Origin of the sequence: Enterobacter sp. A8 (assembly GCF_004296595.1) — a bacterium.
GTDB lineage: Bacteria > Pseudomonadota > Gammaproteobacteria > Enterobacterales > Enterobacteriaceae > Enterobacter > Enterobacter cloacae.
Genome location: NZ_SCMF01000001.1, coordinates 588,000 through 601,400, shown reverse-complemented (window position 1 = coordinate 601,400; position 13,401 = coordinate 588,000). Strand labels below are relative to the sequence as shown.

Sequence of the window (13,401 nt, the reverse complement as noted above, 5' to 3'; positions counted from 1 at the left end):
AATGTGTCTCCAGCGCAAGCAAAACGCACAACGCAAACCCAACAAAAGGTAAATGACATGAACACAACGCTCTTCGAAAAAATCGCACTGGTCACTGGCGGCAGCACCGGTATTGGTCTTGCCACGGCGCAGGAGCTGGCGGCTCAGGGCGCCAAAGTTTATATCACCGGTCGTCGACAGGCCGAGCTGGATGCCGCCGTCGCACAAATTGATTCCCGTGCGGTGGGTATTCGTGCCGACGTCTCACAACTCGCCGATCTGGATCGAGTCTATGCGCAGATAGCAAAAGAAGAAGGGCGTCTCGATATTTTGTTCGCCAATGCGGGTGGCGGAGATATGCTGCCGCTGGGAGCAATCACCGAGGAGCAGTTTGACCGTATTTTCGGCACAAACGTGCGCGGAGTGCTGTTTACAGTACAAAAAGCGCTGCCGCTGTTATCTGCCGGGTCGTCCATTATTCTGACCGGTTCAACGGTGTCGATAAAGGGAACGGCAAACTTTAGCGTCTACAGCGCCAGCAAAGCCGCCGTGCGCAACTTTGCCCGCTCCTGGGCGCTGGATCTGCAGGGCCGTGGGATCCGTATCAACGTGGTCAGTCCTGGCCCCGTCAAAACCCCGGGACTCGGCGAACTGGTGCCAGAAGAACATCGTCAGGGGCTGTACGATGCGCTGGCTGCACAGGTTCCGTTAGGACGTTTAGGTGCGCCGGGCGAGGTGGGGAAAGTGGTGGCGTTTCTGGCCTCTGACGCGGCCAGCTTTATTAACGCCACCGAGCTGTTTGTTGATGGTGGGATGGCGCAAATTTAATCCACATTACGCCAGCAGCGCACGCTACGGCCCTCGTGTGAAGGCTGTAGCGGCTGCGGGCGTTCACACCCCTGCGTGGCCTGCGGACAACGGTCGCGGAAATAGCACCCCTCGGGCAGATGGCGGTTACCCGGGAGATCCGTTTTACGCAGCGCCAGGTTTTCATCCAGCGGCTCACCGGTTCTGGGAACGGAATCGAGCAGCAGCCTGGTGTAGGGATGACGCGGCGTAACCAGCACCTGTGCCGCCGTGCCCAGTTCGACAATCTGTCCCAGATACATCACCGCCACGCGATCGCTCATGTGCCTGACAACCGAGACGTTATGGGATATCAGCACATAGGTCAGGTTGCGTTCCTGCTGTAGCTTCACCAGTAAATTGAGGATCTGCGCCTGTACGGAAATATCCAGCGCGCTGGTGGGCTCATCCAGCACGATGATGTCCGGGTCAGAGGAAAGAGCGCGGGCGATAGCAATACGCTGGCGCTGCCCGCCGGAAAAGGCGTGCGGCAGGCGGTCGAGATATTCCGGGCGGATACCGACCTGCTGCGCCAGGTTTTCAGCAAGCTGACGTCGTTCCCGTTCGCTGCTGCGTTTTTGCACCCACACCGGCTCGGTGATAATGCGCCAGACCGGCAGGCGCGGGTCAAGCGACGAGAGCGGATCCTGGAACACCATCTGCATACCGCCCACGTGGTTTGTCCGTGCACACAGGCCGGCACTGGGTTTGAGCATCCCCATTAAAAGCTGCGCCAGCGTGCTTTTACCACAGCCGGATTCGCCAACAATCCCCAGCGTTTCGCCGCGATGGATCTGAAGATCCAGCCCGTTAAGAGCGTGCACCTGTTCAGTGACCCGCCCCAGCCAGTTTTTGCGTGCGGGAAAGTTAACGTGCACGCGATCCAGTTCCAGCAGTACGTCAGACATGGGTTTTCTCCTGTTACGGATACCAGCAGGCCGCCCGCTGGCCTTCGGCCCACTGAGGCAGTAAGCGCGGCGTTTCAGTGCATTTTACGCCCGCAGCAAAACAGCGCTCCCGAAAAGCACACCCGCGCGGAAGCTGGCTAAGATTGGGCACCGTACCGGGGATGGCAGGCAGCATCTCGCGCGGCTCGCCGTTTTCAGGCGCACACTGCAGCAGGCCGATGGAATAGGGATGAACGGGATGGTGGATCAGCGTTTGCGTGGTGCCGCTTTCAATCACGCTCCCGGCGTACATGACATACATCCGATCGCAGAGCTGTGAAACCACCGCCATATCGTGACTGATAAACAGTACCGAGGTTCCGCTGGCCCGCGCTTTATGCTTCAGCAATCGCAGTACCTGTAGCTGGACGGTGACGTCCAGTGCGGTGGTCGGCTCATCGGCAATAATCAGTTCAGGCTCGCAGGAGAAGGCCAGCGCAATCATCACCCGCTGGCGCATGCCACCGGACAGCTCGAACGGATAACGTTCCATGACCTCCGCCGCATCCGGGATCTGCATCTCTTCCAGCAGGGTGATCGCTTTTTTCCCGGCATCACGCCGTGAAAGGGGCTGATGCTGGCGGATCACCTCCACCATCTGTTTGCCAATTCGTCGCGTTGGGTTCAGCGCTGTCATCGGCTCCTGAAAAATCATCGCCACTTTGGCACCGCGCCACTGGCGGAGCTGTTTCTCGGATGCATTCAGGACATCTTCACCCAACAGTTTTACCTGCCCGCGATGGATCCGGTAACTGCCCTCCGGCAGCAGACGCATGGTCAGCATCGCCGTTACCGATTTTCCGGAGCCGGATTCGCCCACTACGCCAACAATCTCGCCGCGTTTGATCTCCAGCGATACGTGGTTCAGGGCGTGAACTTCACCGCGAAATATCGGGAAGCTCAGGTGTAAATCTTCAATGGTTAATACTGCTTCGCTCATGCCTGTTTTCCTCCCGATTTCGGATCCAGCAGGTCGCGAATGCCGTCACCAAACAGATTAAACCCGACGGCAGTGACCAGAATTGCCGCACCAGGAAAGGCGCAGTACCACCACTGGTCGAGCACATAGTTGCGGCCCACGGCCACCATCGCTCCCCATTCGGCGGTGGGCTGCTGTGCCCCAAGGCCGATAAAGCCCAGCGTGGCGGCCATCAGAATGGCGCTGCCAATATCCAGTGAGGCCTGCACGATCAGCGGTGGCAGGGCGTTACGCAGAATGTGCCAGCTGATCAAATGCCAGCGCGATGCGCCAAATGTACGGGCGGCCTGCACATAGGTAAACTGGCGCACCACCAGGGTCTGCCCGCGCGCCAGGCGCACGTAAAACGGGATACGCACAATCGCAATCGCCAGCATGGCGTTAAACAGACTCGGTCCCAGCGCCGCCGCCAGCGCCATGGTCAGTACCAGGGAGGGAATGGAGAGCATAATGTCCATCACCCGCATAATGATGGCATCGCCGCGCCCGCCCAGCACGCCGGACAAACAGCCCAGCAGCGAGCCGATACTCCCGGCAATCACCACCACCGCCAGCCCGGCGGTAATGGATTGCTGGCTACCGACCAGCACGCGGCTGAACAGATCGCGTCCGACTTCATCGGTACCAAACCAGTGTTGCGCAGACGGGGCCTGCAACCGGGCAGTGAGATCCAGCGCGTTCGGATCATGGGGGACGATCCACGGTGAGGTTACCATCAGCAACAGCATCACCAGCATAATCACCCCGCCGATCAGCGTGAGCGGGCTTTGACGCAGCATCCAGAAGAGCCTTGCCCAGTCGATGCCCGGTTTCGTTGTGTTTACGGGGACGGGCGTTTCCTCAGTCAACATCATTCGGCACCTCCGCGCCCGATACGAGGGTCAATCCACAGATAGAGCAGATCAACCACCAGATTGACGACCACATAGGCCAGTGAAACCACCACGGCGAAGCCCATGACGGCAGGGAAATCCAGCGCCTGAATGGAGGTCACCACCCAGGCGCCCATGCCTGGCCAGGCAAAGACGGTTTCGGTCAGTACTGCACCATAAAGCAGATCGCCCAGCGCCAGCCCGAGTACGGTAATGGACGGGATCATCGCATTCGGCAGGGCATACCGCAGGACGATATACCAGCCCGGCAAGCCGCTGGCGCGGGCGGTGCGAATGTAATCTTCGCTGAGCTGCTCCAGCATGGCGGAACGTACCTGACGCGCCACGATGCCAAGATGAACAAACGCCAGCGTCAGTGACGGTAAAATCAGGTGTTGCAGGGCGTTGAAAAAGACCTCGCCGTTACCCTCCAGCAGGGCATCCAGCAGATAAAAGCCCGTCACGTGGGCAGGCGGGTCGAGCCAGTCGTCCAGCCTGCCGCCGCCGGGCAGAAGCTGCAGATGGCCGTAGAACAAGACGATGACGCCCAGACCCAGCCAGAAGGCCGGTGTGGAGATCCCTGTCATCGCCATCAGCCGTACCAGATGATCCAGCCAGCGGTTACGGTAGACCGCCGATAAAATCCCCAGCGGAACGCCGATCACCAGCGCCAGCAGCAGGGAACAGAACGCCAGCTCCAGCGTGGCAGGGAAGAAGGCTTTTAAATCTTCCGCCACCGGCCGCCCGGTACGGATAGAGGTCCCTAAATCGCCGTGCGCCAGGGCGTCCACATAGCGGCCAAACTGGATATAGAGCGGCTGATCCAGTCCCAGTTGCTGGCGAATGTTTTGCACAATCTCGTCGCTGGCACGGTCACCGGCCAGCAGGCGGGCCGGATCGCCGGGGATCAGGTGTGAAATGATAAAGGTGATGATACAGACACCGGCTACTACCAGGATTAACCCCCAGCAGCGCTGGCGCACAATGCTCCAGAACGTCATACACTTTCCCCCGGCGAAACCGTTACTTGCTCATGGTGGCGATGTTGAACACCTGCTCGAGCATTGGATTAAAGGTGAAGCCTTTGACCTCTTTGTTCATTGCCAGCTGGTAGTTCTTCTGGAACAGATAAACGTAGGCCGCTTCGTCAATCACAATCTTCTGCGCCTGCTGGTAATCGCGGGTGCGCTCCGCCTGGTCCGTGGTTTTCAGCGCCGCCTGCAGCAGGGAATCGACCTCTTTGTTCTCATAGAACGAGCGGTTGCCCGGCAGACCTTTTTTGTCCGACTCAAACCAGTAGTTCATGAACATGTACGGGTCGGCAAAGTCCGGGCTCCAGTTGCCAATGGCAATGTCATAATCGCCTTTACCCACGCGGTCGCGCATGGTGGCGTTAGCCAGTTTTTCCAGCTTGACGTTGATACCGAGCTTGCCCAGGCTGGCCTGAGTGGAGAGGGCGATAGGCTCCCAGTTCGGGTCGTTGTCCGAGTAGAGGAACGTCAGGCTGGCCGGTTTATCTTTGACTTTCTCCAGTGCCGCTTTCGCTTTGGCCTCGTCAAAGCTGTACTGCATGGCGGTGGCGTCAAAGCCCCACATGCCATCCGGGATCGGGCCGCGCATCTGCTTGCCGTTACCGCTGAGAATGCCTTTCACCATCCCCTGATAATCGGTTGCCCAGGAGACGGCCCGACGCAAATCCACCTGATTCAGCGGCGCTTTGCTGTTGTTGAGATAGAGATAGGTCACGCGCAGGGACGGATACTCCGCCACGGCGACTTTGCCCTCCTGCTTGAGCGCAGAAAGCTGATCGACAGGCAGGGAGTCGGCAATATCCAGATCGCCACGGGAAAGCTGCAGGCGACGCGACGCGCTTTCACCGATAATTTTCACCGAGACGCGCTTAAAGTGGGGCTTATCTCCCGCCCAGTGCGGGTTAGGCACCAGCACCAGCTGCTGACCTTTTTGCCAGCTCTTCAGCATAAATGGCCCGGAACCGGCGGTGTTCTGCGCCAGATAAGCCCGCGCATCATCGGCGGCATTGGCCTTTAGTACGGCCGGGTTAATAATCGATGCACCGTCATTCGCCAGGGTATAGAGGAAGGGAGCAAACGGCTGGCTGAGGGTGAACTTCACCGTGTGGTCATCAACGGCATCAATTTTGAGATCTTTCGGGAACGCTTCAGACGGCCCCTGGCTGAGCTTCAGCAGGCGCTCAAACGACAGTTTTACCGCTTCAGCGGTGACCGGCGTGCCGTCAGAGAATTTCGCGTTGTCCGTCAGGGTGAAGGTCCACTCTTTCTGATCCTCAGATGCCTTCCAGCCCGTGGACAGATCGCCTTCGACCTCCGTGGTGCCAGGCTTGTACTTCACCAGACGCTGATAGGACGGATAGGTGACGGTCCAGTCGTTGTTATCAATGGTGATTGCCGGATCGAGGGTTTGCGGGTCGGCGGCTTTACCTATCACCAGCATGTCTTTCGGAACGGCGGCCTGCGCAGCAGGCATGCTCAGGGCCAGCGTGGCGGCGATAAGCGTCGTGAGAAGCGTTGTTTTCATGGCAGTGCTCCAGGTTTAAAGAGGGGTGTGCGTCAACGGAAAACAGGCGAAACGATCGTCAAGAAGGGGATAACTGGCGGCGTTTGGCAACTCGAAGTGCCACCATTCGCTGCCGATCCCCACAAAGCCGCCGCCAAACATGATGGCGTTAAGCAGCAGGCGGTTGCGCTGGGCGTGCGGCGGCACAGAGGGATGATACGGATGAGAACGGTCATCCATCTCATCAAACCCGGCCCCCATATCCAGCACGTTGTTATGTTCATCCATCAGGGTGACGTCGATGGCCGTGCCGCGGCTGTGATTGGAGCCAATGGCCACATCCACCACATATTCCGGGTTCGGGCACGCATCCCACAGCTGCGCCTGGGCCTGCTGTGGGCGATAGGCGTCGTATACCACCAGTTTCAGTCCGGCGAGCGTGGCGATGCCAATCGATTTCGCCAGCGCGGTGGCGGCATCGGTATGCAGCAAACACAGCGCCTCCTGATAAATGGGACGGCCAGTCAGGTTGTCGGCGGTGGCGTATTTCAGATCGATATGCAACTCAGGAAACATTCTGGCGACATCGATCAGTTCACTCTCTTCGGGCATAGCTCCGCTCCTTTAGCGTTCGAATTGTCCAAACTCTTGTTGTAATTCACGGTTTATCGTCAGACGGTCTGCAAGCGCATCACCCAGCGCCTGGACCACGCCTGACAGCAGCAGGTTGAAAAGACAGCTCACAGGGGCCAGCGAATCCCAGAAGTGGCCGGTATCGGTTTTAACCTGCAATAAATCAATAGGGTAATCCCGCGCCCACGGACACCAGATATCGGTGATCAGGGCCATCGGAATACTTTTCTGACTTGCGACACGACAGTACTGCCGGGCAATGGCGGAATAGGCGCGGGTATCGGTCAGCACCACATAAGGGTGGTCAAAACCGGAGTTGAGCGATTCAACCCAACTGCCGGATAACCCCTCGGAGTAGCTCACGCGCGGGCGCAGGTATTCCAGGTGGCTGAAGAAGGCGTTGGCAATCCCGCGTGTTGACTGAATACCCAACACAAACACCGCCTCAGCATGGGTGAGCTGATGGACGATTTGCTTAAAGACATCGGTTTGTGCCAGCTGATAAACATGGGTGATTGCATCCACCTCCAGCGAAAGGGAGTGCTGGAGGCGATCCGAGAGCGGGCGCTGCTGTTGCCAGGAGTCCAGACGTTCGTTCATTCCCCAGGGCTGATAAGGATCGCGCAGGCTTTTTTTGGCATCGTCCAGGTTGCGATACCCCAGCTTACGCAGGAAGCGCCCGACGGTGATCCCGCTGGTACCGGTAGTCAGCGCCACGCTCTCTGCCGTCTCAAACGGTATCAGCGCGGCGTGCGCCAGCATCCAGCTTGCCACACGCTTTTCGCTGGGCGTCAGCTGGCTGAAGGTGGCTTCGATACGGTTCAGCATTTCAGGTTTGGTGGTCATTACCGCCTCGCTGTTAACCGGCTGTCGATGGCCGGAATTATGTTACCTGGTTAACAATGCATGACGCGTGCCATGTTCACATGACGGCGAAAAGCCGCTGTGCTGTAAATTTCATGCAATATTTGATTAACCAATGATCAACATTTGTGCAGCGTAGTTCACTTTTGGTGCATTGTCGGATTCGACAGAGATGAATTTGGTGAATACGTCAGCCCCTTCACATTTTTGATAAGATACAAACACAGTGACTAAGAGAAGGAACCCGGTATGGCGAATCTGCCCTGGCGTGTCAGCGTGCGCCTGATGGCTCTCGCAAAGAAAGTGGCGATGGTCATAGGGATTATCGTGGTTGTGCTGCTGGCAGTGCGGGTATATCTCTCGCAGCAGGGGCCGGCGTTACATCTCTGGCATACCTGGCGTGCGGATGAAATGAGCGTAAGCGAGCTGGATAAGGCGAACTTTGCTGACTATCTCGACCGGGAAAAGGCCATCTTCACCGACCTGGATAACGCGGTCACGGCAAAAACGAAGGGGGAGGAGCGTACCGCCTTAAACCGCTACTACCGTCAGAGCCTGGTGTGGCCCGGAAAATTTACTCCGGATGCAAATCGCTCGTTTGTGCTGATGCCTGCCGGTAAACCGCGTGGTGCGGTAGTTTTACTGCACGGACTCACCGATTCGCCCTATAGCGTTAAGCACCTTGCCGTTGATTATCAGCAGCGCGGATTTGTGGCCGTGGTGCCGCGTCTGCCCGGACATGGGACGGCACCAGGGGCGCTGACAAATGTTGACTGGGAGATGTGGCTGGCGGCGACGCGTCTTGCCGTGCGCGAAGCCTCCCGTCTGGCGGGGGATAACGTTCCTTTGCATCTGGTGGGCTATTCCAACGGCGGGGCGCTGGCGATGAAATACACCCTGGACGCGCTGGAGTCGCCTTCGCTGCGAAAACCTCAGCAACTGGTGTTGTTGTCACCGATGATCGGCGTCACGGCGTTTGCCCGCTTTGCCGGATTCGCAGGCTTACCGGCACTGTTACCGGCGTTTGCGAAAGCGGCGTGGCTGAATATCGCGCCGGAGTATAACCCTTACAAATACAATTCTTTCCCGGTAAACGCGGCGCGTCAGTCGTGGCTGTTGACGAAGGCGCTGCAGGAGCAGATTGGCCGCGATGCACAAAACCACACGCTGGATCGGTTGCCGCCGGTACTGGCCTTTCAGTCGGTGATGGATTCCACCGTCAGTACCCGTGCGGTTGTCACGGGGTTATTTGACCAGCTCCCGGCCAACGGCAGTGAACTGGTGGTGTTTGATATCAACCAGGCGGCGAGTTTCCGCCCGTTATTCCGGCCGTCGTCGTGGACGGCCCTCTCTGAGCTGTTGCCGTCTGCGCAAAGACGTTACAGTGTCACAATTATTACCAACGCCAGTGCGGAGCGTTTCGCCACGGTCGCGAAGCACATCCCCGCAGACAGCACAGAAGAGACCGTGGAGCCGCTGGCGCAGCAGTATCCGCCGGAGGTCTATTCGCTTTCGCATGTCGCCGTACCTTTCCCGCCTGATGACGATCTGTATGGCCGGCATCCTGCCGTGAAAAACCGCTATGGCATCAGCCTGGGCACCATTGCGTTGTGGGGAGAGACCTCCGTACTGAGCGTGGGTAAAGATGCCCTGATGCGGGTGACCTCAAATCCGTTTTACGACTACATGAAGATGCGGATCGACAACCGCATCGGGACGGAGGAAAAAGGGTGATCCCTTAAGCCGTTAATTTATTAGGTAGCGCTGGTGAAGTATGTTAAACAGTAACTTCCTCGGCGCCTCCCTTATTCTGGAACCCATTCCTGTGCTCACCACGCTGATTTATCGAAGCCAGTTACATTTATCCTGCCGGTCCGCAGAATTAAGCGCGCTGGTAGAACGAGCACGAAGCCGCAATGCCAAACTGAACATCACGGGTGTCCTGCTCTCGAACGGCTGTGACGTCATGCAAATTCTTGAGGGCGCGGAAGAGAGCGTCGTGAAGTTGTTCCACAAAATTCGCGATGATGAGCGCCACAGTGGCGTCGTCGAACTGATGCGGGATTACGGCCCCCGCAGACGGTTTGACAATGTCGGCATGCTGCTGTTTGACCTGCAGGTCCAGTCCCCAAAAGAGGTGCTTGAGTCGGTTTTGCATTACAGCCAGCTGGAAAGCTATCTCATATCCGATGATCGGGTGTTCAAATTCATTCAGACCTTTATCACCGGGAAACATACCGGCCAGACGAGGAACCCGGTGGATGCGGGAAAATGGACGCTCGCATGTGAAAAAGCGCCCTTCGGTGAGGCCATGGGGTTGATAGCCGGTCAAATCTGTCAGTTTGCGCTGCAGCCGATAGTCGAGCCCTCGGAAGGGAAAATCAGTTCACTTGAAGCGCTTATTCGTGGCAACGATGGCGGGAGCCCGGAACATTTCTTCAAAACGCTCGATCAGGACAAGCTCTACGAAGTGGATCTGCAAACCAAAGCGTATGCCTTCGCGCTTGCGGAGAAACTGGGTATCGGCAGCCATAAAATTGCGGTGAATTTGCTTCCCATGTCGCTGGTCAAGGTGCCCGGGGCGGTCGAGTTTCTGGTGGAGCAAATCAGACAACACGGGCTTCAGCCGGAGCAGGTGGTCATAGAAGTAACTGAAAATGAGATGATTTCCGGCTTTAACAAGTTCAACAGCGCGATCAAACAGCTTCGGGGTGACGGTATTGGCCTGGCGATCGATGATTTCGGCTCCGGGTATGCGGGGCTTTCACTGCTTACCCGCTTCCAGCCGGATAAAATCAAGATCGATCGGGAAATTGTCAGCAATATTCATCTCAGCGGCCCAAAACAGGCGATTGTCCGATCGATAGTGAGCTGCTGCAGCGACCTTGAGATCACGCTGGTGGCGGAAGGCATTGAGAAGCTGGAGGAGTGGTGCTGGCTGGAATCCGCCGGTATTCGCCGTTTCCAGGGGTTTCTGTTTGCCCGGCCGCAGCTTAACGGGGTGGGCGATATTCACTGGCCACACCTGGTACGATAACGCTTTTTCCTTCCTGATTATTTCCCCTTTGGTCAGCCTGTGTTTAAATAGCTAAAACGGTTTAACAGAGTTTAGCTACGGGGATGACATGGATAAAATCTGGGTACTCGGTGATGCAGTGGTGGATTTACTGCCAGAGGGGGACGGCAAATTGCTGCAATGTCCCGGCGGAGCACCGGCAAATGTGGCGGTCGGCATCGCCCGACTGGGCGGAAAAAGTGCCTTTATTGGTAGGGTTGGCGACGATCCGTTTGGCCGCTTTATGCAGAAAACGCTTGCGGATGAGCAGGTTGATGTGCAGTGGATGCGCCTCGATCCGGCTCACCGCACCTCAACGGTGGTGGTTGATCTGGACGAACAGGGCGAACGCTCGTTTACGTTTATGGTTCGGCCGAGCGCCGATCTGTTTCTCGATTCCACCGATCTGCCGCCTTTCAGGGCCAAAGAGTGGCTGCACGTCTGCTCCATTGCGCTCAGCGCGGAGCCGAGTCGCTCTGCCACTTTTCAGGCGATGGATGCAATTAAAAAAGCCGGTGGTTTTGTCAGCTTCGACCCCAACATTCGCCCCGACCTATGGCGGGATGAGGGCGATCTTCGCCGTTGCCTCGAACTTGCGCTACAGCGCGCGGACGTGGTGAAGCTCTCCGTTGAAGAGCTGACGTTTTTGACCGGCGAATCCCATATCGAAACCGGTCTGGCGGCGCTGATGCGCCATTGTCCGGCCCGACTGGTGCTGGTGACGCTGGGTAAAGAGGGGGTAATGGCCTGGCATGAGGGCATCACGACACACTATCCGGCCACACCGGTAGCGTGTGTTGACACCACCGGCGCAGGCGATGCGTTCGTCGCAGGGTTGCTGTTCGGCCTGGCCTCGTCAGGCCAGGATCTGGCAACAACCCTTGCACTGGCCCAGCGCTGTGGTGCACTGGCCACGACGGCCAAAGGGGCAATGACCGCGCTGCCGTACCGTCACAACCTGTAATTCCTTCCTGGCCGCCGACCGGCGGCCTGAATTGTCGCCTCGATCACACTTACTAAAACGGTTTAGCAAAAAGTATTGCCGATCCAAAATTCACGGGTTTAGTATCAGCAGCCTAAACCGGTTTAGCAATTTAGCATTATCAAAACACTTTTTTTAGGGATGCGACAAAATGTATAAAAAACGCAGACTTGCCGTGATGATTGGCATGCTGGCCGGTAGTACCTCTGTTTTTGCCCAGACCGATATGACAAGCATTGAATCGCGCCTGGCGGCGCTGGAACAGCGTCTTCAGGATGCGGAAATGCGCGCCCAGAATGCGGAGAAACGCGCGACGGCAGCAGAACAAAAAACGCAGCAGCTGGTTGCCGCCCAGCAGCAAACGCAGACCACCACCCAGGAGGTGGCCCAGCGTACCACGGTGCTGGAAAAGAAAGCCGATCAGAGCAGTGGTTTTGAATTTCACGGTTATGCTCGCTCAGGCCTGCTGATGAATGATGCGGCGTCCAGCAGCAAAAGCGGTCCGTATCTGACGCCTGCCGGGGAAACCGGGGGCGCGGTCGGTCGTCTGGGTAACGAAGCGGATACCTACGTTGAGCTAAATGTGGAACACAAACAGACGCTGGAGAGTGGGGCGACCACGCGCTTTAAGGCCATGTTAGCCGACGGGCAGAAGACCTATAACGACTGGTCAGCCGATACCAGCGATCTTAACATTCGTCAGGCCTTTGCCGAGCTGGGCAATCTGCCTGATTTCACTGGCGCGCTGAAAGGGAGTACCTTCTGGGCCGGTAAACGCTTTGACCGCGATAACTTTGATATTCACTGGCTGGATTCTGACGTCGTGTTCCTCGCCGGTACCGGCGGCGGTGTCTACGACGTGAAGTGGAATGATACGCTGCGCAGCAACTTCTCGATTTACGGGCGCAACTTCGGCAGCGAAGAGCAGATCGACAACAACGTTCAGAACTATATCCTCAGCATGAATCACTTTGCCGGGCCATTCCAGCTGATGGTGAGCGGCCTGCGGGCGAAGGATAACGACGAACGCAAGGACAGTAATGGCGATCTGATTAAAACCGATGCGGCGAACACCGGCGTGCATGCCCTGGTGGGTCTGCACAATGACAGCTTCTACGGCCTGCGAGAAGGCTCAGCGAAAACGGCGCTGCTGTATGGTCACGGCCTGGGGGCAGAAGTTAAAAGCATCGGCTCTGATGGCGCGCTGCTGTCAGAAGCCGATACCTGGCGCTTCGCAAGTTACGGTGTCACGCCACTCGGCGGTGGCTGGCATATCGCGCCTGCTGTACTGGCCCAGAGCAGTAAAGACCGCTACGTCAAAGGCGACAGCTACGAGTGGGTTACGCTCAATACCCGCCTGATCAAAGAGGTTACGCAGAATTTCGCCCTGGCGTTTGAGGGCAGCTATCAGTACATGGATTTGAACCCGGAAGGCTACAAAGATCGCAACGCCGTTAACGGCAGCTTCTACAAGCTGACCTTCGCACCGACCTTAAAGGCGGGCAAAATTGGCGATTTCTTCAGCCGTCCTGAACTGCGCCTGTTTGCCACCTGGATGGACTGGAGCAGCAAACTGGATAACTACGCCAGCGATGACGCCTTTGGCAGCAGCGGCTTTAACGCTGGCGGGGAATGGAACTTTGGGGTCCAGATGGAAACCTGGTTTTAACCCTTCACGCTCCCGCCAGGCGGGAGCGTATCAAACATCA

General features: G+C 57.4%; 12 protein-coding genes. 5 read left to right on the top strand and 7 right to left on the bottom strand.

Translation table 11 applies throughout. The annotated features are described in order from the left end of the window. The first annotated feature begins 57 nt into the window (after nucleotides 1-57). Nucleotides 58-807, top strand: a complete 750-nt coding sequence (locus tag EQV24_RS02840; RefSeq protein ID WP_029883329.1) for an SDR family oxidoreductase — start codon at nucleotides 58-60, stop codon at nucleotides 805-807. On the opposite strand, the gene EQV24_RS02835 is transcribed toward EQV24_RS02840, so the two are convergent. Genes EQV24_RS02835 through EQV24_RS02805 form a run of 7 tightly spaced genes read right to left on the bottom strand, consistent with a single transcriptional unit; the run spans nucleotide 804 to nucleotide 7,637 of the window. Further along, a complete protein-coding gene (locus EQV24_RS02835) occupies nucleotides 804-1,733 on the bottom strand; it encodes an ABC transporter ATP-binding protein (RefSeq protein ID WP_130626143.1) in 930 nt (309 codons plus the stop codon). The two genes, EQV24_RS02840 and EQV24_RS02835, sit on opposite strands and share 4 nt — an antisense overlap. A 13-nt stretch (nucleotides 1,734-1,746) precedes the next feature. Further along, nucleotides 1,747-2,712 (bottom strand): ABC transporter ATP-binding protein, encoded by a 966-nt coding sequence (locus tag EQV24_RS02830; RefSeq protein WP_130626142.1) that lies wholly within the window; start codon nucleotides 2,710-2,712, stop codon nucleotides 1,747-1,749. Then, nucleotides 2,709-3,605: a D,D-dipeptide ABC transporter permease gene (gene ddpC, locus EQV24_RS02825; protein ID WP_013096542.1), complete on the bottom strand. Its 897-nt coding sequence runs from the start codon at nucleotides 3,603-3,605 to the stop codon at nucleotides 2,709-2,711. Before ddpC ends, EQV24_RS02830 begins: the two co-directional genes overlap by 4 nt. Further along, entirely contained in the window at nucleotides 3,602-4,624 is a 1,023-nt protein-coding gene (locus EQV24_RS02820; protein WP_013096543.1) for an ABC transporter permease, read from the bottom strand. The genes ddpC and EQV24_RS02820 overlap by 4 nt, the downstream gene beginning before the upstream one ends. A 22-nt stretch (nucleotides 4,625-4,646) precedes the next feature. After that, nucleotides 4,647-6,179, bottom strand: a complete 1,533-nt coding sequence (locus tag EQV24_RS02815; RefSeq protein WP_023619646.1) for an ABC transporter substrate-binding protein — start codon at nucleotides 6,177-6,179, stop codon at nucleotides 4,647-4,649. Nucleotides 6,180-6,194: 15 nt separating this feature from the next. Further along, nucleotides 6,195-6,770, bottom strand: a complete 576-nt coding sequence (gene ddpX / locus EQV24_RS02810) for a D-alanyl-D-alanine dipeptidase (protein ID WP_013096545.1) — start codon at nucleotides 6,768-6,770, stop codon at nucleotides 6,195-6,197. A 12-nt stretch (nucleotides 6,771-6,782) separates the two neighbouring features. Beyond that, nucleotides 6,783-7,637, bottom strand: coding sequence for a MurR/RpiR family transcriptional regulator (locus EQV24_RS02805; RefSeq protein WP_038419494.1), 855 nt, complete (start codon nucleotides 7,635-7,637; stop codon nucleotides 6,783-6,785). A gap of 267 nt (nucleotides 7,638-7,904) precedes the next feature. Between EQV24_RS02805 and EQV24_RS02800 the strand changes: the two genes are divergently transcribed. The 4 genes from EQV24_RS02800 to EQV24_RS02785 all read left to right on the top strand — a co-directional run bounded on the left by EQV24_RS02800 (nucleotide 7,905) and on the right by EQV24_RS02785 (nucleotide 13,361). After that, complete coding sequence (locus tag EQV24_RS02800; protein WP_013096548.1) at nucleotides 7,905-9,389, top strand: alpha/beta hydrolase; 1,485 nt, start codon at nucleotides 7,905-7,907, stop codon at nucleotides 9,387-9,389. 91 nt (nucleotides 9,390-9,480) lie between these two features. After that, nucleotides 9,481-10,692: a diguanylate phosphodiesterase gene (locus tag EQV24_RS02795; protein WP_165876008.1), complete on the top strand. Its 1,212-nt coding sequence runs from the start codon at nucleotides 9,481-9,483 to the stop codon at nucleotides 10,690-10,692. An 88-nt stretch (nucleotides 10,693-10,780) separates the two neighbouring features. Beyond that, nucleotides 10,781-11,674: an aminoimidazole riboside kinase gene (locus EQV24_RS02790; RefSeq protein ID WP_130626140.1), complete on the top strand. Its 894-nt coding sequence runs from the start codon at nucleotides 10,781-10,783 to the stop codon at nucleotides 11,672-11,674. Between the two features lie 169 nt (nucleotides 11,675-11,843). Continuing rightward, a complete protein-coding gene (locus EQV24_RS02785; protein WP_013096550.1) occupies nucleotides 11,844-13,361 on the top strand; it encodes a carbohydrate porin in 1,518 nt (505 codons plus the stop codon). Nucleotides 13,362-13,401 lie beyond the last annotated feature (40 nt).